General features: G+C 48.4%; 21 protein-coding genes, 1 pseudogene and 1 riboswitch. Of the genes and pseudogenes, 9 read left to right on the top strand and 13 right to left on the bottom strand.

Annotation, left to right across the window (positions count from 1 at the left end):
• Positions 1 to 49: 49 nt before the first annotated feature.
• The gene (locus B147_RS29190) at positions 50 to 802 is read left to right on the top strand and encodes a YczE/YyaS/YitT family protein (RefSeq protein WP_020589279.1); all 753 of its coding nucleotides are present in this window, start codon (positions 50 to 52) and stop codon (positions 800 to 802) included.
• A 3-nt stretch (positions 803 to 805) separates the two neighbouring features.
• On the opposite strand, the gene B147_RS0121530 is transcribed toward B147_RS29190, so the two are convergent.
• A complete protein-coding gene (locus B147_RS0121530; protein WP_020589278.1) occupies positions 806 to 1,111 on the bottom strand; it encodes a hypothetical protein in 306 nt (101 codons plus the stop codon).
• A gap of 162 nt (positions 1,112 to 1,273) precedes the next feature.
• Positions 1,274 to 1,446, top strand: a riboswitch (cobalamin riboswitch).
• 91 nt (positions 1,447 to 1,537) lie between these two features.
• On the opposite strand from B147_RS0121530, the gene cobT reads away from it, so the two are divergent.
• Positions 1,538 to 2,596 carry a nicotinate-nucleotide--dimethylbenzimidazole phosphoribosyltransferase gene (gene cobT / locus B147_RS0121525; RefSeq protein ID WP_020589277.1) on the top strand — a complete coding sequence of 353 codons (1,059 nt, stop codon included), beginning with the start codon at positions 1,538 to 1,540 and terminating at the stop codon, positions 2,594 to 2,596.
• Positions 2,597 to 2,618: 22 nt separating this feature from the next.
• Positions 2,619 to 3,854 carry a DEAD/DEAH box helicase gene (locus B147_RS0121520; protein ID WP_020589276.1) on the top strand — a complete coding sequence of 412 codons (1,236 nt, stop codon included), beginning with the start codon at positions 2,619 to 2,621 and terminating at the stop codon, positions 3,852 to 3,854.
• Positions 3,855 to 3,863: 9 nt separating this feature from the next.
• On the opposite strand, the gene B147_RS0121515 is transcribed toward B147_RS0121520, so the two are convergent.
• The 7 genes from B147_RS0121515 to B147_RS0121480 form a co-directional block, all read right to left on the bottom strand.
• The gene (locus B147_RS0121515) at positions 3,864 to 4,532 is read right to left on the bottom strand and encodes a response regulator (RefSeq protein ID WP_020589275.1); all 669 of its coding nucleotides are present in this window, start codon (positions 4,530 to 4,532) and stop codon (positions 3,864 to 3,866) included.
• 236 nt (positions 4,533 to 4,768) lie between these two features.
• Complete coding sequence (locus B147_RS0121505) at positions 4,769 to 6,244, bottom strand: aldehyde dehydrogenase family protein (RefSeq protein ID WP_026259771.1); 1,476 nt, start codon at positions 6,242 to 6,244, stop codon at positions 4,769 to 4,771.
• Between the two features lie 362 nt (positions 6,245 to 6,606).
• Positions 6,607 to 8,583 (bottom strand): sigma-54-dependent Fis family transcriptional regulator, encoded by a 1,977-nt coding sequence (locus tag B147_RS0121500; protein ID WP_020589272.1) that lies wholly within the window; start codon positions 8,581 to 8,583, stop codon positions 6,607 to 6,609.
• A gap of 102 nt (positions 8,584 to 8,685) precedes the next feature.
• The gene (locus B147_RS0121495; protein ID WP_020589271.1) at positions 8,686 to 9,270 is read right to left on the bottom strand and encodes a hypothetical protein; all 585 of its coding nucleotides are present in this window, start codon (positions 9,268 to 9,270) and stop codon (positions 8,686 to 8,688) included.
• 114 nt (positions 9,271 to 9,384) lie between these two features.
• Positions 9,385 to 10,374, bottom strand: a complete 990-nt coding sequence (gene floA, locus B147_RS0121490) for a flotillin-like protein FloA (protein WP_020589270.1) — start codon at positions 10,372 to 10,374, stop codon at positions 9,385 to 9,387.
• Between the two features lie 108 nt (positions 10,375 to 10,482).
• Positions 10,483 to 10,965, bottom strand: a complete 483-nt coding sequence (locus B147_RS0121485; protein WP_020589269.1) for an NfeD family protein — start codon at positions 10,963 to 10,965, stop codon at positions 10,483 to 10,485.
• Positions 10,962 to 12,434 (bottom strand): NfeD family protein, encoded by a 1,473-nt coding sequence (locus B147_RS0121480; RefSeq protein WP_033397773.1) that lies wholly within the window; start codon positions 12,432 to 12,434, stop codon positions 10,962 to 10,964. The genes B147_RS0121485 and B147_RS0121480 overlap by 4 nt, the downstream gene beginning before the upstream one ends.
• A 260-nt stretch (positions 12,435 to 12,694) precedes the next feature.
• Here B147_RS0121480 and B147_RS0121475 point away from each other — a divergent pair, with 260 nt between their 5' ends.
• The 6 genes and pseudogenes from B147_RS0121475 to B147_RS31900 all read left to right on the top strand — a co-directional run.
• Positions 12,695 to 13,564 (top strand): TRAP transporter TatT component family protein, encoded by an 870-nt coding sequence (locus B147_RS0121475; RefSeq protein ID WP_020589267.1) that lies wholly within the window; start codon positions 12,695 to 12,697, stop codon positions 13,562 to 13,564.
• A 20-nt stretch (positions 13,565 to 13,584) separates the two neighbouring features.
• Positions 13,585 to 14,592 carry a TRAP transporter substrate-binding protein gene (locus B147_RS0121470; protein ID WP_020589266.1) on the top strand — a complete coding sequence of 336 codons (1,008 nt, stop codon included), beginning with the start codon at positions 13,585 to 13,587 and terminating at the stop codon, positions 14,590 to 14,592.
• A gap of 21 nt (positions 14,593 to 14,613) precedes the next feature.
• Positions 14,614 to 15,108 carry a TRAP transporter small permease gene (locus tag B147_RS0121465; protein ID WP_020589265.1) on the top strand — a complete coding sequence of 165 codons (495 nt, stop codon included), beginning with the start codon at positions 14,614 to 14,616 and terminating at the stop codon, positions 15,106 to 15,108.
• 1 nt (position 15,109) lies between these two features.
• Complete coding sequence (locus B147_RS0121460; RefSeq protein WP_020589264.1) at positions 15,110 to 16,390, top strand: TRAP transporter large permease; 1,281 nt, start codon at positions 15,110 to 15,112, stop codon at positions 16,388 to 16,390.
• A 50-nt stretch (positions 16,391 to 16,440) separates the two neighbouring features.
• The gene (locus B147_RS0121455) at positions 16,441 to 17,049 is read left to right on the top strand and encodes a response regulator (protein ID WP_020589263.1); all 609 of its coding nucleotides are present in this window, start codon (positions 16,441 to 16,443) and stop codon (positions 17,047 to 17,049) included.
• 151 nt (positions 17,050 to 17,200) lie between these two features.
• Positions 17,201 to 17,323, top strand: a pseudogene (locus B147_RS31900) (RtcB family protein); the annotation flags it as partial.
• A 10-nt stretch (positions 17,324 to 17,333) separates the two neighbouring features.
• Here B147_RS31900 and B147_RS0121445 read toward each other — a convergent pair.
• From B147_RS0121445 to B147_RS0121410, 5 genes are all read right to left on the bottom strand, one after another.
• The gene (locus B147_RS0121445) at positions 17,334 to 17,720 is read right to left on the bottom strand and encodes a metal-dependent transcriptional regulator (protein ID WP_020589261.1); all 387 of its coding nucleotides are present in this window, start codon (positions 17,718 to 17,720) and stop codon (positions 17,334 to 17,336) included.
• A 70-nt stretch (positions 17,721 to 17,790) separates the two neighbouring features.
• The gene (locus B147_RS31895) at positions 17,791 to 17,961 is read right to left on the bottom strand and encodes a hypothetical protein (RefSeq protein WP_157237990.1); all 171 of its coding nucleotides are present in this window, start codon (positions 17,959 to 17,961) and stop codon (positions 17,791 to 17,793) included.
• Positions 17,962 to 17,983: 22 nt separating this feature from the next.
• Positions 17,984 to 18,316, bottom strand: coding sequence for a DUF134 domain-containing protein (locus tag B147_RS0121435; RefSeq protein WP_020589259.1), 333 nt, complete (start codon positions 18,314 to 18,316; stop codon positions 17,984 to 17,986).
• A 703-nt stretch (positions 18,317 to 19,019) separates the two neighbouring features.
• Positions 19,020 to 19,949, bottom strand: coding sequence for a hypothetical protein (locus B147_RS0121415; RefSeq protein WP_020589255.1), 930 nt, complete (start codon positions 19,947 to 19,949; stop codon positions 19,020 to 19,022).
• Positions 19,950 to 20,079: 130 nt separating this feature from the next.
• The gene (locus B147_RS0121410; protein WP_020589254.1) at positions 20,080 to 21,942 is read right to left on the bottom strand and encodes a bifunctional acetyl-CoA hydrolase/transferase family protein/GNAT family N-acetyltransferase; all 1,863 of its coding nucleotides are present in this window, start codon (positions 21,940 to 21,942) and stop codon (positions 20,080 to 20,082) included.
• Between the last annotated feature and the right edge of the window lie 543 nt (positions 21,943 to 22,485).

The raw sequence follows: 22,485 nt of genomic DNA, 5'->3' as shown, positions 1-22,485 counted from the left end.
TTATACAACTTTTATGTATTACCGAAAGAGCAAGGTCAGGTATTGGAGTATGAAACAAAACATATTAAATCAGAGTGTAATGTTTATCGTCGGCTTGTTTATCATGGCCGCGGGCGTTGTTTTTTCGGTAAAAGCAGATCTTGGCGTCTCGCCCATTTCCTGTGTGCCCTATGTTTTCAGCTTAACGTTTCCCCTTACCCTGGGTCAGACCACCATCATTCTCAATGTGCTGCTCATTTTTCTTCAGATGCTTTTGCTTCGCAAAAGATACAGGATTTTCCAGCTGGTTCAATTCCCTGTGGTTTTCCTTTTTGGTTTTTTCATTGACCTAATCATGAAATATTCCGACTGGATAATACCCGCCACCTATTTTGAACAGGCGGCTCTATGCCTTTTAAGCTGTGTGGTCCTTGGCATTGGTGTGTTTTTTGAAGTCAAGGCGGCACTCACCTATCTGCCCGGAGAGGGCCTGGCCATGGCATTGACACAGACCTTTGGCGTGGAATTCGGAAAAACAAAAATCGGCACAGACTCCTCTCTGGTTGTTATCGGCATCGCAAGCTCTCTGTATTTCTTGGGTGCACTGGAGGGTATCAGGGAAGGCACTGTGGTGGCGGCTTTACTGGTCGGCTATATTGTCAGATTCCTGCACACTAGATTTTTCCTATTGGCACAGTGGTTTAAGGTCCGTAAAAAAAAAATAACACCTTTATTTTGTAAGCCTTTTTATCCGTCTTCTTCGCTGCGACTCAGGGAGCATATTTCAGGCCGCAAAAAGCGGCCTGAACACATTGACATGTGACGGCTACTCGATAAATTCTATATCTATTTCTTCTGTGTTCTCTTTTTGTTTCATCTGAAACTTTCCGCTTGTGGTAATGGTAAATTCCCTCTGCAATGCGGCTTTCTTTAGTTGCGCTTCCAGTTTTACGACTGTTTGATCTTCACAATCAACATTGAAAAACAGATTTAAATTTTTTGAATTGTCATCATCAAACTGGATCAAAAAGGGGTTATGCTCAATAAAAACCAGATCATCATAATTATATGTAACGTTGAGCCCGGTCTCCTCAATAATTTCTTTTGCGATGCCTAATGGTCTTAATTCCATAATGTGTTGAACCTTTTTCGGTAATTTTTACAATCTTAATACGAACTACAACGGATAATAATGGTAGCACACCCCGGCAGATCTATCGATAAAAAGTTATCGGAAATGAACACGAAAAAGGATTGACCTTGATATCAAACAGGTTTACCTTACCCGTCAATACAATATTGGCAAATCTTTAGCAAACGGAACACGGTGAAAATCCGTGACGGTCCCACCGCTGTAATGGGGCGCATACACCCTGTCATGCCACTGGAAAACTTTTCCGGGAAGGTTCAGGGAAAAAAGAGCCCAACCCCCTGAGTCAGAAGACGTGCTTTAAGATTTTTGTCATGCAGAACACGATGGTAAAGGGTTTTGCAGGAAAATATTCCTGCATGCCTGAACATCGTGAATGGCTGCAGGACAAATCAATGAGGAAAAACGATGTCCCTGCTTGAACAGACCATTTCGAACATTAGCCCCGAACTTAACCACAACGCGTTTGCAAAGGCCAAACAACGCCTTCTGGACCAGGCAAAACCCCCGGGAAGCCTGGGAATCATGGAAGATATCGGGGCGCGTCTGGCAGCAATCAAAGGAACCATTGACGTCCATTTAACCAACAAACAGATCATCACCTGCGCCGGCGACCACGGTGTGGTCGAAGAAGGGGTCAGCGCTTTCCCCGCAGAAGTCACTCCCCAGATGGTGTTCAATTTCGTTGGGGGCGGGGCATCCGTCAACGTTATGGGCAAACATGCCGGGGCCCGGGTGAAAGCCGCGGATATCGGTGTGAATTACGATTTTGACCCAAAGCTTCCCATTTTTCATAAAAAAGTGAAGCACGGCACCGACAATTTTACCAAGGGGCCTGCCATGACCCGGGAAGAGGCAGTGAAATCCATTGAGGCAGGCATTGAAATCGTCAATGAACTGCACGCCCAGACCCCTGTGGATCTTTTGGGCACAGGGGATATGGGTATTGGAAACACAACCCCATCCACCGCTATTATTGCGGCATTTTCAGGATTATCCGTGGACAGTCTGACCGGCCGGGGATCGGGGGTTGACGATAAAGGCCTTGCCAAAAAAATTGCTGTGATCCAAAAGGGACTGGACGTAAACAGGCCTGATCCCAAGGATCCCCTGGATGTGCTGGCCAAGGTCGGAGGGCTTGAAATCGGTGGGTTGGCAGGTCTGGTGATTGGTGCCGCCGCCAAAGGCATTCCGGTGGTCTGCGACGGCCTGATCTCCACGGCAGGCGCCCTGATTGCCTGTGAACTGGCTCCGGCGGCAAAAAACTATCTATTTGCCTCCCACAAGTCTGTGGAAGTCGGTCATAAATACATGCAGGACCGCATGGGCCTGGAGCCTTTGATCGACTTGAAATTCCGCCTTGGGGAGGGGACCGGCGCGGCTGTGTGCATGGAACTTATGGATCTTGCCACGCGCATTCTTGCGGATATTAAGACTTTCGATGAAGTGGGCGTTTCCAAAAAATAAACCCCAAGACAGGCAAAACCAAATGAAATTTGACACCTATGCAATAAACAGCACCCTGAAACAGAATCTAAAAACCCAGGGGCTGATCAGACCCACAGATATTCAGTACAAAGCAATTCCCTCTATTTTAAAAGGGGAAGACGTTTTGGCCGTTGCACAAACAGGAACCGGAAAAACCGTCGCATTTGCTGTACCTGTGATAAATGCCGTCCTGAACCTGAAAAAAACGAAAAAAAATTCAGGCATCCAGAGTATTATCATGGTGCCCACCAGGGAACTGGCGGTTCAGATACAAGACGTGTTTATGGCGTTATGCCGACAAACAAAGGTTAAATCCTTTGCGGTCTTCGGCGGGGTGGAACAGGATAAACAGATTCAGACACTCATAAAAGGGGTTGATATTCTGATTGCGACGCCGGGCCGCATGTTTGACCTGATAAGCCAGAAAGCCATTGACATCCGGCAGGTTAAAATTTTAATCCTTGATGAAGCCGATCAAATGCTGGCCAAAGGATTTTTGGAAGATATCCAGTGTATCAAACGACTGTTGAAACAACGGCACCAGACCCTGTTTTTTTCAGCGACAATAGACAGAAATATTAAAAAGCTGGCCTATTCCCAGGTCAAATCCTCTGCAGTGCGCATCCAGATTTCCCCGGAAGATCCGGTATCAAAAAACGTATCCCACTATGTGATTTCTGTGGAAATGGACGACAAACGCTTTTTTCTGCGCAAATTCATCCGGGAAAATCCTGACAGCAAAATCCTGGTTTTTGTCAGGACCACCGTACGGGCCGAACGGGTGGCCAAAGCCCTGGAAAGGGCCAACATAAACGCATTGACCATTTATGGGAAAAAAGATCAGGACGAGCGGCTCGCGGTTTTGACCCGGTTTAAACAAGGCGATGACAAGATACTGATTGCCACGGATGTGTCAGCCCGGGGCATTGATATCCCCAATGTTGACTATGTGGTCAATTACGACCTTCCCGAGCAAAAAGAGATGTATGTTCACAGGGTAGGCAGAACCGGCCGTGGCAGATCCAAGGGAAAAGCCATATCATTTTGCAGCAGTCAGGAAAAGGACCTGTTAACACAAATCCAGGATTTTTTAGGCAAACCGATAGAAAAAATAGAAGTATCCAAGGACGAATATGCCTTTACGGTTGAGGTAACGGAAACATCAAAAGATATCAGAGAGATGATTTTGGCAAATGAAGAATGGGAAAAGAAAAAAGGCCGTCGTAAAAAAAAGTAGCCCGGAGAGTTACTCTTCAATACCAATCTGACCTGTTTTTTCAAAATGCACTGCGCAGCGGACCAGTTCGCTTGCATGTTTAATATTAAGTTTTTTCTTAATACGCTCCCTGTAAGTACCAATGGTTTTGATACTTAAAAACAGACGTTCGGCAATTTCCCTGGTCGAAAAGCCCCTGCCGATGAGTTTGAAAACCTGAAGCTCCCGGTCAGTTAAACGGTCGAAGGGGCTTTTTTCTTGTGCCTCCGGCGGATTGGCCATGGACAAAAGAATATGTTCTTTGACTTTTTCATTGAGATAAATTTTTCCGGCAAGCAGAAGATGGATGGCCTCAACAACGGACTCCACGGCTTCCTGTTTCATGATGTAGCCATGGGCTCCGGCAGATAACGCCCTGGGCGCATAAAGGTATTCATCATGCATGGAAAGCACCAGTACGGGAATATGACTGTGATGCTGTTTCACATATTTGACCAAATCAAGGCCGTCAGACTGTTTTAAAGAAAGATCTACAATGATCAGGTCCGGGTTTATATGATTTATGTCATCAATGGCCGGCTCAACATCCCCGGCCCTGCCATATGCGGCTAAGTCGCTTTCCTGATTAATCAATTCCGCCAGGCCCAGCCTGAAAATGGGGTGATCTTCCACCAGCAAGATTTTCTTTTTTTCAGACATATGCCATCCGTATTGATTGTGATATCCTTCGTTTTTCTATATCACCAACCAGATATGAATACCAGATCTTTCAGATACCGGAAGGCGTGCTGTCCTGCAAGGGAATCTTCCGGACCCCAGCATACTTGTCGAATTTTTTGCAGGCCCAACCAGAGTGCCGGCCAATCCCTGCTCAACCGTTTCGATCTCCGGGAAAGCGAAAAAGCAGGGACGGCTGCACCAAAGAACAAAAAATATTAATAGAGCCCAAAGGGGCTTTCATCCATGCTGATAAAAATATTTTTGCTCTGGCTGTAATGGGCCAGCATCATTTTGTGGGTCTCCCGGCCGATGCCTGATTTTTTGTATCCGCCAAAAGGCGCATGGGCCGGCAACTGGTTGTAAGTATTAATCCACATACGGCCGGTTCTGACAGCGCGTGCCACCCGCAATGCACGGTTGATATCCTTTGTCCATACCGCACCGCCTAAGCCGTAGATATTATCATTGGCCATGTCAATGACTTCCTGTTCGTCCTTGAATTTGATCACAACGACCACAGGGCCAAAAATCTCTTCCTGGGCAACGGTCATACTATTGTCCACGTCCGCCAGGATGGTGGGTTTCAAAAAGCATCCTTTGGCAAGCGCTCCGTCATTGATCTTTTCGCCGCCGGTAACTAAGGTGGCGCCCTCTTTCTTACCGGCTGCCACACACGCCAGAATCTCTTCGGCCTGCCTCGGGTTAATCTGGGCACCCATCATGGTATCCTCTTCCCAAGGCAATCCCACCTTAACGGATTCAAACCGCGCCTTGATCTCAGCCAGAAACTGATCATAAATATCCTCGTGGACAAAGACCCTGGACCCGGCACAGCAGACCTGCCCCTGATTAAAAAGGATGCCGAGGAGCACCCCTTCCACAGCCTTATCCCATGGGCAGTCCGGAAAATAAATATTTGCGGATTTTCCGCCAAGTTCCAGAGTGGCAGGGATCAGTTTTTTAGCCGCGGCATCTGCAATCTGGTATCCTACATCAGTGGACCCAGTAAAGGCCAATTTTGCAAACCCTTCATGGTTAAGCATGGCATTTCCGGTGGACGAACCGCCACCGGTGACTACGTTTACAACACCAGGCGGCAGCACCGTATCCAGAATTTTTGCAAATTCAAGCAGACTTAAACTGGTATCTGAAGAAGGTTTCATGACCACGGTGTTGCCTGCGGCAAGTGCCGGAGCAATTTTCCATGCCGCCATGAGAAAGGGAAAGTTCCAAGGAATAATCTGACCGACAACACCGAGGGGTTCACTGAGCACGATGCTCATGGTCTTATCGTCAATCATGGTGCAGGTTCCCTCTTCGGCGCGGACCGCACCGGCAAAATAACGGAAATGATCCGAGGCCAGCGGCACATCAATGTTTCGGGTCTCCCTAATGGGCTTGCCGTTGTCAAGGGTTTCCACCATGGCCAGGTGCTCGGCCTTTTCATCAATGAGATCCGCAATTTTCAACAAAAGCCCCGCCCGTTCCTGGGGAGATATCAGGCGCCAGGTTTCAAAGGCTTTTTGCGCCGCCTTAACAGCCAGATCGACATCTTCGGCACCCGCATTGGAGCAGGTGGCAAGCACCTCTCCGTTGGCCGGACAGGTGACGGTAAAGGTCTTTCCCTCTTTGGCATCGACCCACTTGCCGTCAATATATAAATTGTAGCTTTGATCAACGGGATTTTTCATGATATTTCCTTTCATTTTAAACAGTATCTGAATGCTGTCTTTTCCCGAACCCCGTGTTCGGAGAACAAATATCATAAAAAAGAGCAAATATGATGCCATCAAAATAAAAGTATTGGCCCCGGGCAGGACATGCTGTCAAAGGACCCTACAGAACAAGAAAGAATTAATTCAGATATGCAGGGTTATTTTGAAAATAAAAAGAAAGTGTGCCGTTTTGTGCTACAGAAGATAAACAAGTGTACTGTTTTACGTGACACCTGTCAGCAATAATTTAGTATTTGGACGGATTGAGAAGATGCCCTTCCCTAACGGGCCGTCCAAGCACGGGTTTCCGTGCCTGTACTATGTAAAAGATTCCGGCACTATGTAAAGGATTGATCCCGACATATGCCAAAAAACTTAAGTTTCCGATATATGGTGTTTCTTGAAACTTTCATTTCCCTGGCCACGCCACTGACATTTCCCTGGTGCTGTTTTAAAAGCGCCACCATAATATCCCTTTCCGCCATAAGGTGATCCATATTTCTGGTACCGGGCCTTACAGGTTCAACCGGTGCAGGGGAAGGTCTTCTTTCAAATATCTCCCGGGGTAGATGATCCGGTTCTATACAGCCGCTCCGGTCAGCACTGATCATCTTCTCTGCCACGTTTTCAAGCTCCCTGACATTTCCCGGCCAGTCATATGCCACAAGATAATCAAAAACAGCCGGCATAATATGTGGTACGTAACTACCCTGCCTTGCACAGATTTTATTGACCAGGTCAGTGAACAAAGGATAAATGTCGTCGGGCCGCTGCCGTAGAGACGGCACCCGGATCCGGATCACATTGATGCGATAGTAGAGATCCGACCTGAAATTACCTTTTTCCACCTCCTGCTTAAGATCCTTGTGAGTGGCACAAACCACCCTGACATCCACGGGGATGATGTGGTCACCACCAATCCGGGTAATCTTTTTTTCCTGGAGAACCCGCAAAAGGATCGCCTGCTGGTCCAGCGGCATATCCCCGATTTCATCCAGGAAAAGGGTTCCGCCGGCCGCCATTTCAAACTTTCCGGGCCGGCCGCCCTTCCTGGCACCGGTAAATGCACCGTCTGCATACCCGAACAGTTCACTTGAAATCAATTCCCTGGGCAGGGCTGCACAGTTCAAGGCGATAAAGGGGCCTGGCTGTCTTGGACTGTAGTTATGAATCGACTGGGCAAACAGCTCCTTTCCCGTGCCGCTCTCCCCAAGAATTAAAATATTAGACGTGCCGGAGGCTGCATGCCTGGCCTCATCAATGGTCGCTTTAAGCACCGGGCTGCGTCCTATGATGTCCGAAAAACGAAAACTTGCCTGGGCGCTGCTGAACCGATTGATCAGCTTCTTAACTTTAGTGATGGGATTGAAAAAGATGACGGCACCATTGGGCGTCTGGTTACCGTCCCAAAGGGGGCTGGTCGTAACCAAGCAGTGGACGGCATCCACCATAAATTCCCTGTCGGTAATGGTTTTTCCCTGTTCCACCGCGTCAAGAAACGGGGACCGATGTTTGAAAATACGTTTCAAAGAGCCCCCCTTGATTTTACTGCCGAGAATGGCTTCAGCAGCAGGATTGATCTGGCAGATAAGCCCATTTTTATCTGTAATCACGGCACCATCCGACATGGTCTGAAAAATGCCGTTGAGCCTCTGATTCAACAGGGTCAGCTCCCGGGTGTTTTCCTGTATCCTCAGCTGGCTTTCAATGGCCTCAACCGCGGCCACAATCATGCCCAGGGTATGAAGATGCACGGCATGGGAAGGCCCTGATATCTGAAGCGCGCCGACAATCCTGTGGTCAGGATCAAAGATAGGGGCGGCTGAACAGGTCCAGGTATGGAGCTTGATACAATAATGCTCCTTACCTGACACCTGAATGGGTTTTTTGATTTTAAGAGAAGTGCCGATGCCGTTGGTGCCCACGGTCTCTTCTTTCCACCCCGTGCCCTTCACCAGATTGACCTTTGACGCGTTATCCGCGACGTCCCCGTCGCCAATACTTTCCAGAATCAAACCGCATTCATCCGAAAGAAAAACAACCAGACCGGACCCGGCCACAAACTCGTATAACTTGTTCATAAAAGGCTTTGCGGTTTTGATCAACGTGTAGTGGTTTTTCCAGGGCCGTTCGAATTGTTCGGGACTGAGTATATCGCAGCGGGTCCCGTCTGTGTAATCTACGCCGGCTTTACAACAACGCTGCCAGGAAGCAAGTATCTCCGGGCGAACTTTACCTTTGCGTACATCGCCACAAGTAATAAACTCCTGCCATGCCAAATCAAGCGCGTTGCGCCGGCTCTGTTTTGAAAGCATCAATTCCCATCCTCTTCCAGGGACAACCTTTTTCAGGCCTTGCCAAAACGGTTCTATTCAAGGTTGGCTGTAAGACAGAACAATTAACCCATGTCAATACCGTCAGAGCGAATCCGAATTCCTCAACGCAACCGGTTTTCTAAGGATCTCCGACCAGATCACAGCCTTTCGAAGTCCCCGGGCCCGGGCAGGTAGCCGTCTTGAACCGGATCTATTGCAGTGCCTTTGCATGGTACCCTGCCCAATGGATTTTGACTCTCTTGTTTCCGGTCTATTGGCGGCTTTTCTGTGAAGTCCTCTTCCTGTTGGAACACAAAGAGGTTTTTCATCAACAGGCTCAATCTGCTCCAAGACGTGGACATCTGCGTTCCCGGGATAAAAATCCACATCTTCCCTGTCATCAATTTCATCCCAGAACGTTTGATTCACAGGGTCTTTCCCGGGCTGCTCAAAGGATCTCTCATGAGGTTGCTTACTTTGTCCGGATGCCTCTTTTTTCCGGGCCTGCTCGGCCTGGGCTTGCATTTCCATGGCCGCATCTTTAAGGGCCTCTCTTATTTTTCCCAGAACGGAAAAGCCGCTCGGCTTTGATTTGTCTGGTGTTTGCACTTTCTTTTTTCTTTTTAAAAAAGGTGCAAAGATAAAAACAAAAAATAAGATCAACGTAATAAAATCACTAAAGTCCATAATATTTCCTGATCTTGGTTTCGATATTTTTGCATGAAAATCCGTGTATTCGACACAGATCTTTCACTGTTTGTGGTGGGCTGAACGGTGAAAAACCAACTCAGCCCATGGCTGTTATTTCAAAGACTCATCAGTCTGATCGCACTGATCAGGGGATGCAATGGTGTCCCTCATCCGGGTGTCGGCGCTGATATTCTGCATTTTATAGTAGTCCATAATCCCAAGATTGCCGCTTCTAAACGCCTCGGCCATGGCCAGGGGCACCTGGGCTTCGGCTTCCACCACCTTGGCCCGCATTTCCTGGACCCGGGCCTTCATCTCCTGTTCCTGGGCATAGGCCATGGCCCGTTTTTCCTCTGCCTTGGCCTGGGCAATCTTCTTATCGGCCTCGGCCCGGTCGGTTTCCAGTTCAGCACCGATGTTTTTACCCACATCCACATCCGCGATATCAATGGAAAGAATTTCGTAGGCCGTGCCTGCATCCAGCCCCTTACTTAAAACGGTTTTGGAGATGGTGTCCGGATTTTCCAGAACCTGTTTATGAGTAACGGCCGAACCAATCGTTGTAACAATGCCCTCGCCCACACGTGCCAGAATGGTCTCTTCACCGGCCCCGCCCACCAGGCGGTCAATATTGGCCCGCACCGTGACCCTGGAAATGGCTTTAAGCTGAATACCGTCCTTGGCCATGGCGGCCACAATGGGGGTTTCAATAACTTTAGGGTTAACCGACATCTGTACGGCTTCCAGTACATCCCGGCCGGCAAGATCAATGGCAGCGGCTCGGTTAAACGGAAGATCAATATTGGCTTTGTCCGCAGCAATCAACGCCTGGATCACCCGGGAGACATTCCCGCCAGCCAGGTAATGGGATTCAAGACTGTCCGTAGCAATATCAATCCCCGCTTTCACGGCCATGATCTTGGATTCCACGACCAGTTTAGGCGGCACTTTCCTGAACCGCATGAAAATAATGTTGAACAACCCCACCCGGGCGCCTGACACCAAAGCCTGAATCCACAAACCAATGTAAGAAAATGCAAAGTAAACAATCACCAGGCCGAGGATGCCGGCAATGATAAGAAGAATGGACATAATCTGCATGTAAGTCACCTTTTTTTAAAATTATTTTTATAAGAACGTCTGTGTAACCGACACAGATCTTTTAACATTCGATGGGTGTTGATGGGCTGAGTCAGCCCATGGCTGTTATTATATATTTTCCCGGCGGCAGACGATCACCTGGTTACCTGTGACCTTGCAGACCTTTAAAGGCGTATCTGCCTCGATAAATTCTCCGTCCGTGACCACATCCAGACGGACCCCGTCAATCAAAGCTGTTCCGGACGGACGAAGTGTTGTGATACTGTGCCCAGTGCAGTCCAGGTAATTTTTAAGATCCGGGGACTGGGAAACCACCCCCTGGGATGCAGATAAATTTTTTTTAAGAGATAACGGAGACGCTGCCAGCATTTTAAACCCCAGAATAAATACCATAGGAAGCAGAATCAAATCCGCCCCCAATACCGCATAAAACGCTGAAATGGGAAAGGTATTGAACACAAGGAACAGGGAGTATCCGATAAATCCCAGCGCAGTGATGGATAAAAGTCCCATGGACGGCAGAAATATTTCGGCAACAACGGTAAAAATTCCCAAAATCTGGAAAATTATAGGCAGTATCCAGACATTCATTTTTCCATCTTCTCCATAATGGTTTCAACAATTACATGGCCTGCTGTTACCTTGGCCACCCGGACAGGTGTGCCGGGATCAATAAAATCCCCCTGGGTAACGGCATCAACTTTCCTGTCCTTGATACGGACCTTGCCCGAAGGCCGCAACGTTGTCAAAGCAATGCCTTCATCATCTGCACAAATACCTGAGGCTTCGCTGGATTCGGCACGGGAGTCCTGAAGTGTGGCCTCCAGATACGGCCCCTTGATCACCTTTGACAGCTTGGGCAGCGCAAAACGCACCACAGACATTGAAACCAGCAGCGCCCCAAGGGCGGTGCCCATGACCAATCCCAGATTCTTTATCATGAGTTCTCCCTGCCAGGGCAGGCTTGGGTCGGGCAGCACAAAATTCTGGAAAGAGAGCACAAGGCCTGCGGCCAGTACAAGGATGGCACTGATCCCGGCAATGCCGAATCCCGGCAGGACAAACATCTCCATGCCCAGCAGCAGGAAACCGATGATGAATACCAGGATTTCCGTATAATCGGCAAGCCCCACCAGATACTGGTTGAAAAACACAAAGCCCAGGCAAATAATACCCACAATGCCGGGGATGCCGAATCCCGGGGCCTTGACTTCCACATACACGGCACCAATGCCTATAATCATGAGAATCGGCAGGAACGGCTGGATCCACCGGACAAAAGTTTCCGACCAATTTTCCGAAACCTCTATTTTTTCAGACGCCCCGTACCCCAACACGTCAAGTGCCTGGTCAAGGGTTGCAACGCTCCGACGGGAAAACCCAAGATCGGCAGCCTCTTTGTCATCCATGGTCAAGAGCTCGCCTTCGCTGACAATTGTTGACTTGCTGGTAATTTTTTTCTTTTCTTGTTCGGAAAGCTCTTGCCAGGTCGTTTTATCCATGTACTCAGAATGCTCTCCCCGGGTAACCTTATAAACTTCCATGGATTTGGACACCATGGATTCGGCCAGGACTTGGGAATAGTTGTTTCGTTTGGCCAGGGTGCGAAACTGGGCCCGGAGGACGGTCTGGGTTTTCTCACCTGCTTCCTTGTGCCCTTCACTGGTCTGGATAATGGGCGCACAGTCACCGATCAGGGTATTTTCCTTCATGATCAGGGTACCGGCCGAAAGCGCAATCAACGCACCTGCGGAAATGGCTCTTTTCTCCACATAGGCAATAGTTCTTTCTTTTGGTACGGTGCAAATGGTTTCCACAATATCAAAAGCTGCATCCACCCGTCCCCCAAAGGTATCCATGGCAAAGACCAAAATGGCGGAGTCATCCTTTTCAAGGGAGGACACCACCCGTTTGAGGTATGCGGCCATGCCCGGCTCAACAGTCCCCGAAACGGGAATGATATGCACCACCGGTTCGGCAGCATTCGCTGCAGCACAAAGGGTTAACGCAAAAAACAGGACTGCGGCCCATACCTGGGATTGTTTTTTTTTCGGCAACATGGCAGATCTCATTTTGAAAGGCATCATTTCCAATCTTTATTTGGAACCCGATAAGTTTAGTCCACTATATCATGATTTAAAGTAATTATATCCATACTTTTCGAATTTTTAATGACTTAAATCATGCACTCTGCCCGGTTGATTTTTTCCTTTAAAAAAGCTACGTTTTGTGCGTGAATTATAAAATTTAATTTATTTCTAATAAAAACCTTTTACAGTTAAATTCAAGATGAACAGGGGGCAACAAAGGATAAACGCTTATGCCGTTTCACTTAACTAAAAGAGCATGCCAATTTATTGTTTTCTGCATATTGCCCCTGGGACTAATGCTTTTTACCCACGGCTGCGGGGTAAAATCCAACATGATGACCTCTTTGTCCAGAAGTATCCTGAACAATAACGACCTGGCCATGGTGGAGTCCGGCGCGCCGGCCTACCTGATCATGGTTGACAGCCTCATTGACCAAGACCCGGATTCCCCTGACATGCTCTCTTCAGGCGCTCAGCTTTATACCGCCTATTCAGATGTGTTTGTCACGGACAGAGAACGAAAAAGAAAATTGGCAGACAAAGCCATGAATTATGCCCTGAAAAGTGTCTGCTTTGCCCAAAGAAATGCCTGTGATTTAAAGCAGAAGCCCTTTGAGCAGTTCAGCACTGTTGTAAATGCCATGGAAACAGACGACCTGCCATATCTGTTTACCCTGGGAAATGCCTGGGGCTCCTGGATCATGGCGCACAAGGATGACTTCAATGCCCTGGCCGACATCGCCCGGATCGAAGCCATCATGAACCGAATCATTGAATTGGATGAAACCTACAAGGACGGGGCTGCCTATCTGTATCTGGGCACCCTGGCGACCTTTCTGCCACCGGCCTTAGGCGGAAAGCCGGAACAGGGAAAACACTTTTTTGAAAAAGCCGTTTCCATTTCCGGGGGAAAAAATCTGATGGCAAAAGTTGTTTATGCAAAATTGTACGCCAAAATGATGTTTGACCGGCCGCTTTTTGACCAACTGCTTAACGAGGTGATAAAGACAGACCCAAACATAGACGGCTATACCCTGGTCAACACCTGTGCCCAACAGCAAGCAAGAAAACTTCTGGATGAGGCTGACGACTATTTTTAAACTCAAAGAGAATTTCACCCATGTTTAAAAAATCTATTGTGCAATTATTTTCCTGTATGCTGACGATCACGGTTCTTTATGGTTCCGCACACGCTGTAACCATAAAAATTGCCACCATTTCACCGGAAGGTTCCTCGTGGATGGAACAAATGCGCAAAGGCGCCAACCAGGTTGCCCAGGCCACGGATAATCGCGTAAAATTCAAATTCTATCCCGGCGGGGTTATGGGAAATGACAAGGCGGTATTGCGCAAAATTCGTATCAACCAGCTCCAGGGCGGCGCACTCATGGCCGGCAGTCTCTCCTCGTTTTTCCAGGGCAATCAGATCTATTCCCAGCCCATGAAATTCAAATCCCAGGAAGAGGTGGATTATGTGCGCCGGCACATGGATGACTACATCATCGAAGGCCTTGATGATGCGGGGTTTGTCTGCTTTACCCCCATAGGCGGCGGGTTTGCATATATCATGTCCAAATCGCCCATTACATCCATCGACGACCTTAAAGACCGCAAAATATGGGTGCCGGACAATGATAAATCCACTGTGGATTCCGTGAGCAGTTTCGGGGTTTCCCCCATTGCCCTGCCCTTGGCGGATGTACGCACGGGACTGCAGTCCGGACTCATTGACACCGTGGGCACTTCCCCGGTGGGTGCTGTTGTGCTCCAATGGCACACGGAAATAAAGTACATCACCAATATTCCATTGCTCTATATTTATGCCGTTTTTGCCATAGACAAAAAAACATTTAATAAAATACCACCGGACGACCGGAAAATCGTTTCGGACATTATGACCCGGGCACTTCAAGAGTTAGACCGCTTGAACCGGCAGGACAATGTAAAAGCCATTGAAGCCTTAAAAAAACAGGGGATTAAATTTATCACTCCGTCCCAGGAGCAGATGAATGATTGGATGGCAACCGCAGCCAAAGCATCCCAAGAAATGATCACAGCCAAAGATCTGCCCAAAGCGCCGGCAGACAAAATAGATGCGTTGCTTGCGCAGTACCGTAAAAACCAGTAAAAAAAACAGGGCTCATCTGATATGTCCCGTATGATTTCCATTCTCCATAAAATCGAAGATGCCCTGCTGGTGAGCCTGCTTTTGCTCATGATCGGCCTTGCGGTGTTCCAGATCGTTCTGAGAAACGGTTTTGAGGCAGGTATTGTCTGGGCTGATCCCCTGATTCGTGTGCTGGTGCTCTGGCTGGGGCTCATCGGCGCCATGGTGGCCTCAAGAACCGATAACCACATCAGCATTGACATTGTCTCCAAATATCTGCCCACGGGCCTTCAACGGGTTGCAGGCCTTTTGATTTACCTGTTCACAACGATTATCTGTGCGCTGATGACTTGGCACAGTGCACGGTTTGTCCTCATGGAAAAAGCTGACGGAATGTTGGCATTTTTTTCGGTGCCCATATGGCTCTGTGAACTTATAATTCCTTTTGCATTCGGCATCATCACCATCAGATATGCCCTGTTTTTCCTGGGAAATCTGATCAGAATATTCATCCCCCGGTCCCTGAAACATTCATAACATGACATTTACAATTATCGGCCTGCTCATTGTTTTTGCCCTGATGGGCGCACCTTTGTTCACGGTGATCATTGCTGCGGCCATGTACGGATTTCACCTGTCTGAAATTGACCTGTCGGTCATGGCCATTGAATTGTACCGGATTGCAGATACCCCTATCCTGCTGGCCCTGCCTTTGTTTACCTTTGCCGGATATATCCTTGGAGAGAGTAATACCTCCCAGCGGCTTGTGACCCTGACCCGGGCATTTCTGGGATGGATGCCCGGCGGGCTCGCCATTGTAGCCTTTGTGGTGTGCGCGCTGTTCACGGCATTTACCGGAGCGTCCGGGGTAACCATTGTAGCCATGGGGGCACTGTTATACCCGGCCCTGACCCAGGCCGGATACACGAACCGGTTCAGCCTGGGGCTTGTGACGACCTCGGGCAGCCTTGGACTGCTGTTGCCCCCGTCTTTGCCCTTGATCCTTTACGGCATCATTGCCCAGCAAATGAGCGACGGCGAGAAGGTTTCCATTGAAAACCTCTTCCTGGCCGGTCTGTTCCCGGCACTTCTTATGATTGTGATGCTGTCGGCTTGGAGCGTCTGGGCCAACCGGGGAAATCAGATGCCCTTAACCCGGTTTTCAGTTAAAAACTGCCTTTCAGCCCTTAAAGCAGCGGGCTGGGAAGTGCCCCTTCCCCTGTTCGTATTTTTCGGAATCTATTCCGGATATTTTGCCGTATCCGAGGCAGCTGCGGTAACAGCCTTGTATGTGTTGGTGGTGGAAGTATTGATCTACCGGGAAATCCCATTAAGAAAACTGCCCCGCATCATTCGGGAATCCATGGTCATGGTGGGTGGAATCCTGCTTATTTTAGGGGTATCTTTGGCCTTGACCAACTATCTCATTGATACCGAAGCACCCATGAAGTTGTTCAAATTCTGCGAAACCTTTGTCGCCGACAAACTGATGTTTCTCATCCTGCTCAATATCTTCCTGCTGATTCTGGGTGCCATGCTGGATATTTTTTCAGCCATCATCATCATGGTGCCGCTCATACTGCCCGTGGCTCTGGAATACGGGATACATCCCGTCCATTTAGGAATTATCTTCCTGGCAAACATGCAGATCGGATATTTCACCCCGCCCGTGGGCATGAACTTGTTCATTGCAGGTTACCGGTTCAACAAACCCATTGATGAAATTTACCGGGCCACAATCCCGTTCATGCTGGTGCTGCTGCTGTCGGTACTTATCATCACCTACTGGCCCCAGTTAAGCCTGTTCCTGATTTCGTAGATTAAATATTCTCTTCCCTCGGTCAGACACTAATTCTGCCAAGCCACAGGTTGATATATTCACCAAAGGAACCCTTTTTCACAACAAAAGCCGAAGGCAAGGGGACAGGCTTAGGGCTTGCCACTGTATACGGTATTGTCCAGCAGAACAAGGGCGCTATTGAAGTATACAGCGAATTAGACATTGGATCGACATTTAAAATTTACCTTCCCCGCCACATGCATCTCCACAGTCCGGACCAGGAAGCCGCTGCTTCTGAAAAAAATAAATTCAAGGGGGACGAAACAATCCTTGTGGTTGAAGATGATCCCGGAGTGCTTAAAATTGCTTTAGCCATTCTAAAATCCCTGGGCTATTCCGTCCTGGTCGCGATGAATCCCCATGAGGGATTAGCCGTTTGTAATGAATACACAAGATCCATTGACCTGCTTTTAACCGACGTGGTCATGCCTGACATGAGCGGACCGGAACTGGCCCAAGCGCTTATTAAAAAGCGCCCGGGCCTCAAAGTGCTGTTTATGTCCGGCTACTCGAAGGACATGATCAGACACCACGGGATACTTGATGAAGATATCCAATTCGTCGGCAAGCCTTTTTCTGCTCAAACCCTTTCTGAAGAAGTTCGGAAAATTCTTGATGGGAGGTCCACAGGAGGATGACCAGATAAAGCCCCCCCCAAGTTGCGATAACAACACCACTATCATGCAACACCGAGTAGACCTATTCAAAATCCCAGGGATCGGAGAAATTTGTTTCACGGGAAACAACCCGGATCTCCGGTGAAACAAGGTCTGGAAAAGAAAAACCAAAGGAATGTATGACCTTGGGGAGGCCCCCCAGGCCTATAAAAACATTGAAGCGGTGATTGAATCTGAACCGGACCTGATCAGGCCCGTACATAAACTGCACCCCATAGGCGTTGTTAAAGGATAATAATTGACGATCAAGCATCCAGTTTTCTAACAAATGCCTTGAATTTCATAAAATGTTTATGATTCATGGCGTGTTCCATACGGCATGCGGTTTGTTCCGCAATGGCCTCATCAAGCTCCACATGCTTGAATAAAAAATGCTTGAACACATTATGACGGGTTGTAACCTCTTTTGCAATTTTATCGCCTTTGGGGGTCAGCGTGATATAGCCGTAAGGTTCATAATTGATCAGTTTCCGATCTGCCAATTTTTTAAGGGTTCCGGTAACAGACCCACATTTGATATTCAATTTTGCGGCAATATCTTTTGACCGGGCAACCGTATTCATGGTCTGAAGTTCCAGTATGGCTTCAAGGTAGTCTTCAAGGCTTTCGCTGAGAATGTGTTCGCTGTCCATGATTATAATCTCCGTTATTAAAGTGCTGCCCAAGCGGCCGAATTACTCCGGCCGCTTGGTAGGTTTATAATTACCAGGCCTGTCTGCCCTGGCCCCGGCCTTTTTGGCCCTGGCCTCTTCCCTGGCCCGATCCGGTCCGGCATCTTCCAGCACCACCCTGGCATCTGCCCTGGCCTGTCCGGTTTCCTTTACCGCCCTGGCCGTTGCACCGGCCACCGGTATTATTTTGTTGTTTATTCATAGTATCACCTCCTCTAACGTCCTTACGGTTTTCTACATCCATGCCGCCACCCTCTGCCTTTTCCACGTCCCCGCATCTCATAGCAACCGCCCTGGACTGTCAGCCGTTTGGCTGTTACCAGCGATTCAGCGATTTTATAGCGGGCGGTTTTCAGAACCCTTCCAACGGTTTGTCGGGAAACATCCATAACCTGCGCGGCCCCAGATTGGTCCATGCCCTCATAATCTATGAGTCTGAGGGCTTCAAATTCTTCCAGGGAGAGGATGACTTCTCCGGTCTCCACTACTCCTCTGGGCTTGAACCCCTTAATGGCCGGTTCGGATGCAATACATCTCGGTCGCTTGGGTCTTGGCATGGTTTCTCCTCGTTATGATCATTTGATCAAAATATAAATCCGTATAAGGATCGTGTCAAGAAAAATTTCGATCAAATGATCAAAATTAGTTTAATCTTAGTCATTAGTTCCGGGAATGGGAAGTTAGACATGCAACGGTGTCCATACCTCCGCGTCCCAGACAAAAACAGATCAGTATTGCGCTAAGCGAAAAGGAGGTAAAAAAAAATCATTTTTTCCTGCACCAATCTCAAACACCGGACCCTTTTGCTGGCAGTTTACAGCGCGGGCTTGAGAGTCAGCGAGGCCGTCAACCTTGAACCGGTTCATATCGAAAGATTCCAAGTAAACGGATACCGCCCGAGTTGATCGGTTTTCATACCGTCTACGCCGGGCGCACCTTTATTCGGACAAACCTGTTTCCATGCCCGGATAATGTTGTTGCGTTGACTTGCCAAATGTAAAGGAGGAAGCATTGAATGGAAAAATTAAAAAACTGCTGTGAAAGGCTTGCGTCTGTGGAAAGACGCAGAAAAGACGAAAATCGTCTATTGCAAGGATACAGACCGGCAGAAAGATTATTCTCCGACAAGCTTTGATTTTCTGGGTTATACTTTTCGTGCTCGAAGATCAAAAAAAGTCGATGGGGGAAGCGGGAAAGATTTCGGAAGCATATGACCAATTTCAATTGCTACATAAAATAGAATAGTTATCGTTCCCGCCTTTAAATTAAGGATTTCAAAGAATTATCAAAGGCGTTTTTCACCATATCCGCAATGGTCCGGTCAACGGCCTGGGCTGCCATTTCAAGCAGATCAGAAAAGGAGGGCTTAGATTTGTCCGCTTGTCCCTCATTCGCCTGGCTCTCATCCGCCAAGGCATCTTCCTCATTGGCCTGGGGCTCACTTGCGTCATTGGCTTTCTGATTTTCCAGATAATGATCAAAGAGGCTGCTTAAGGGTTCACGCGCCCGGGCCAAGGCGTCTTCCCGCTGCTTTTCCAGAAGTTCGGACAACTGATCCATCAAAGGAATTTCCAGATTACCGGCCGCGCTTGTGGCCCCGGCATCATCTATATCGGTTCCCGTTTCACCGGCATCCTCAAGATACGCTGCGGCCAGGTCTTGTCCCAGTGCACCTGTGGTGGCGGCCTGCTCTTCGCTGTAGAGGGCGTATCCGGATTTCACCGTAATATCGGCTTCATAGGAATATATTGAGTCGTAATACCCCATGCGCATGGCCTGGGAAACAGCATCCTGCAGATCCCCTTCCATCATCTCGCCGATAATGTTGTCCACACCGGTTATAATGGATTCAATATCCTCAAGCTCCTCTTCGTTCAAGTCTCCTTCCACCGTAAACGAAAACGTTTCTCCCGTGGTTAAGGTAATCTCCCGGATATTGTACGAGGCGGCGGCATAGCCGTCTTTATTGCTAACGACACCCCGGCTGCTGTATTCATAGGCTTCTAGTTCGGAATACTGACTGGTGGACAGGGTAACCATATCCCCTTCCCGGGTTTGGATGGTCAGTCCCGCATCAAGGCTTGAATAAGAAGCGACAGAAAGTTCGCTTGAACTTGAAGCACTACTGTTGTTTGACAATGCGGCCCGGTTATGCAGGCCGTTGGCATTGGCTTGAGACACGCTGTTCATTATTACTCTCCCGACGTAACGGTTTTTACGAATTTTTCTTTTCCTGTTTAAAGGTATCGGCCGCAATCGTAAAAACCTAAAATTTTTATGAATAAATATTGGAACAGTCCGGCAAATCGGAGTGTTAGGCTCAACCGTTCAAAGACAGGGAAATATGGTAGACCCCGCCGTCAAGTTTTGATTCCAAAGGCAGGCCTGATTTCTCAAATACCTTGATCATGGGCTGGTTGTCGGGCAGCACCTCAGCATAGAGTTCTTCAAGCATGCGTTTTTTCCCCTCCTCGACCAACAATGACATCAAATAGGATCCCACCCCCGATCCCTGGTAATTTTCGTCTACCAGAAAAGCCACTTCTCCGGCTTTGCCGGCATCACTTTCAACCAGTCGTGCCTCGGCAACGATCCGGTTATCGCCTTTTTTTCCACCAAAGCCCACCACGGAAAACTCTTTGGAATAGTCTACATTAACATAGGCCTGCATTTTATCGTGCCCCATGGTCTTTACCGAATAAAAGAAGCGGTAAAATACCGTTTCAGTGGAGCAACGGTAGAAAAAACGGCGCATGGATTCTTCATACGAAGGCTTCATGGCCCGGAACCGAATGGTTTTTTCTCCCTTGAAGGTTTTGGTATGGGCAACATAGGCCGGATACAGATGGGCGGAACGGCTGACAAAAATCTGGTTGGAATAGAGGATATTTTTTTCCCGGGCCATTTTAATCAAATCCTCCCGGTCGTCGGGATGGGCCACATCAATGATGGCCTGGGCCCGTTCCCGCAAGGGACGCCATTTGAGCAAGGCCACCCCGTATTCCGTGGCCAGTACATGAATGGATTCGCGCAACCGCAACTGGTTGACATATTTTTCTATACTGAACAGGATATTGGATTCGCCGTTCTCATTGCGGCTGGGCATACCGATGATGGTGTTGCCATCCTTGGAGGCTTCTGCTGCCTTGTAAAAATCAATACCTTCGCCGGGACCTGAAATCACGGCGCCTCTTAAGGGAAAGGCAACCCGGCCCTGAAGATCGGCCTTGCGGCCTTCATATATGGCAACAAACTGGGGGTTGCTGGCAATGAGTTGGGGATTGCACACCCAGTCAATACCCTGGAATTCCACCAGAGGATTTTTGTTCAGCCATTTCATCAGCTCCTTGGTGCCAAGGGCATAGGATGCCAAAGATTTTCCCCGGAACGGAGATTTTCGATTATTGGTGACAGCCCCGGAATTAACTAGTTCTGCGGCGGCATCCGTAAAATAAAGGGAATGAATGCCAAGGTCTTTTTTATCCGACAAAAAGGGCACCAGCGCCTCGAACAAGGGGCCAAGGGAATAGTTGATGCAGTCGCCGTCCCGAATTTCATTGGCCACATTGGCAGCGACTTTTTTCATAATATCGTTGGCCGGTTCAGGCGTATAGGTGATCGGCTCCCGATCCGAGCGCACCAGAAGATCAAATTCTTCTATGGAAACAAAGGTATCCCCATAGGTAAAGGGCATTGCCTCATTTATCTCACCCACCACAAGGCTTGCCTTGTACATCACTTCCCTTGCCACATCCACGGCAAGGCCCAGGCTGCAATACCCGGCATCATTGGGCGGGGTGATCTGGATAAAGGCCACATCCACATTGATTCTGCCGGACCTGATAATTTTCGGAATCTCCGAGGAGTAGGCCGGGATAAGATCCACCTGGGCGCTGGAAATGGTATCCCAGGCTACATATCCCCCTGAAAAAAATGTTTTTAACCGGTAGTTGGGGGCATTAAGGCGGTCAATGGACAAAATGGTCTCCCCCAGCACAGCCAGCTGCATCAGCTCAAGGTCCCTGATATTATGTTTGTCCACATCAAGCAATGTACGGATCAGCCTTCTTGGCGTAGCTGGCCCTGTGCCGATGAAAACGGTCATTCCCGGCCGGATATGGTTTAAAACCTTATCCGGGGGTACAAGACTGCGCTCCCAGTTGCTCAAATCTCTTTCGGACATAAATCACTCCCTTTAATAAAATACATATGCATCTGTTTTACCAGCTAAAGGGGGTGTAATCAAGGCAGTGAAGAATGTTTTAGGAGGAACTAGTTCTCAAGGAGAAGTTGAAAGCACCCATTCTACCGCCATAATATGTCTGTTTCTGTGATGGGATAATACAGCCGCCTGTAATGGGGCCTGTCCGGGCCCGGATCAGTAATGTCATTTCGATTTATTCCTCGGGTCATGGCCATATTTTCCCTTTTAGTTCCCCCCTCCCCCCAAAATCAGCGCTGACGCATCAAAATTTATTATCAATGATATCAGGGGGGCGGAGCGACATCTAAAATTATTTTGTCGCAAAATTATAATAGACACTCTGCAGGTCTTTTGATAATGTAACGTGGATGTGTGTGAGTTCACCCACNAATCGAAACNTTACATTTGAGGAGAAAACGCTGTGATAAGCCAGTGTGGTCGGCAGATTAAAAACGCAGAACTTGAACAGATTCGCGAGACGGTAAAGACATTTTCGAATTTAAGTCAGAAGGAACTGGCTCA

The organism is Desulfobacter curvatus DSM 3379, assembly GCF_000373985.1.
GTDB lineage: Bacteria > Desulfobacterota > Desulfobacteria > Desulfobacterales > Desulfobacteraceae > Desulfobacter > Desulfobacter curvatus.
This window is presented reverse-complemented; position numbering and strand designations above follow the sequence as displayed.

Bases quoted from the DNA above. Each gene is read 5' to 3' on its own strand.
- B147_RS29190 (WP_020589279.1), top strand. From the start codon at position 50: ATGAAACAAAACATATTAAATCAGAGTGTAATGTTTATCGTCGGCTTG.
- B147_RS0121530 (WP_020589278.1), bottom strand. From the start codon at position 1,111: ATGGAATTAAGACCATTAGGCATCGCAAAAGAAATTATTGAGGAGACC.
- cobT (WP_020589277.1), top strand. From the start codon at position 1,538: ATGTCCCTGCTTGAACAGACCATTTCGAACATTAGCCCCGAACTTAAC.
- B147_RS0121520 (WP_020589276.1), top strand. From the start codon at position 2,619: ATGAAATTTGACACCTATGCAATAAACAGCACCCTGAAACAGAATCTA.
- B147_RS0121515 (WP_020589275.1), bottom strand. From the start codon at position 4,532: ATGTCTGAAAAAAAGAAAATCTTGCTGGTGGAAGATCACCCCATTTTC.
- B147_RS0121505 (WP_026259771.1), bottom strand. From the start codon at position 6,244: ATGAAAAATCCCGTTGATCAAAGCTACAATTTATATATTGACGGCAAG.
- B147_RS0121500 (WP_020589272.1), bottom strand. From the start codon at position 8,583: ATGCTTTCAAAACAGAGCCGGCGCAACGCGCTTGATTTGGCATGGCAG.
- B147_RS0121495 (WP_020589271.1), bottom strand. From the start codon at position 9,270: ATGGACTTTAGTGATTTTATTACGTTGATCTTATTTTTTGTTTTTATC.
- floA (WP_020589270.1), bottom strand. From the start codon at position 10,374: ATGCAGATTATGTCCATTCTTCTTATCATTGCCGGCATCCTCGGCCTG.
- B147_RS0121485 (WP_020589269.1), bottom strand. From the start codon at position 10,965: ATGAATGTCTGGATACTGCCTATAATTTTCCAGATTTTGGGAATTTTT.
- B147_RS0121480 (WP_033397773.1), bottom strand. From the start codon at position 12,434: ATGTTGCCGAAAAAAAAACAATCCCAGGTATGGGCCGCAGTCCTGTTT.
- B147_RS0121475 (WP_020589267.1), top strand. From the start codon at position 12,695: ATGCCGTTTCACTTAACTAAAAGAGCATGCCAATTTATTGTTTTCTGC.
- B147_RS0121470 (WP_020589266.1), top strand. From the start codon at position 13,585: ATGTTTAAAAAATCTATTGTGCAATTATTTTCCTGTATGCTGACGATC.
- B147_RS0121465 (WP_020589265.1), top strand. From the start codon at position 14,614: ATGTCCCGTATGATTTCCATTCTCCATAAAATCGAAGATGCCCTGCTG.
- B147_RS0121460 (WP_020589264.1), top strand. From the start codon at position 15,110: ATGACATTTACAATTATCGGCCTGCTCATTGTTTTTGCCCTGATGGGC.
- B147_RS0121445 (WP_020589261.1), bottom strand. From the start codon at position 17,720: ATGGACAGCGAACACATTCTCAGCGAAAGCCTTGAAGACTACCTTGAA.
- B147_RS31895 (WP_157237990.1), bottom strand. From the start codon at position 17,961: ATGAATAAACAACAAAATAATACCGGTGGCCGGTGCAACGGCCAGGGC.
- B147_RS0121435 (WP_020589259.1), bottom strand. From the start codon at position 18,316: ATGCCAAGACCCAAGCGACCGAGATGTATTGCATCCGAACCGGCCATT.
- B147_RS0121415 (WP_020589255.1), bottom strand. From the start codon at position 19,949: ATGAACAGCGTGTCTCAAGCCAATGCCAACGGCCTGCATAACCGGGCC.
- B147_RS0121410 (WP_020589254.1), bottom strand. From the start codon at position 21,942: ATGTCCGAAAGAGATTTGAGCAACTGGGAGCGCAGTCTTGTACCCCCG.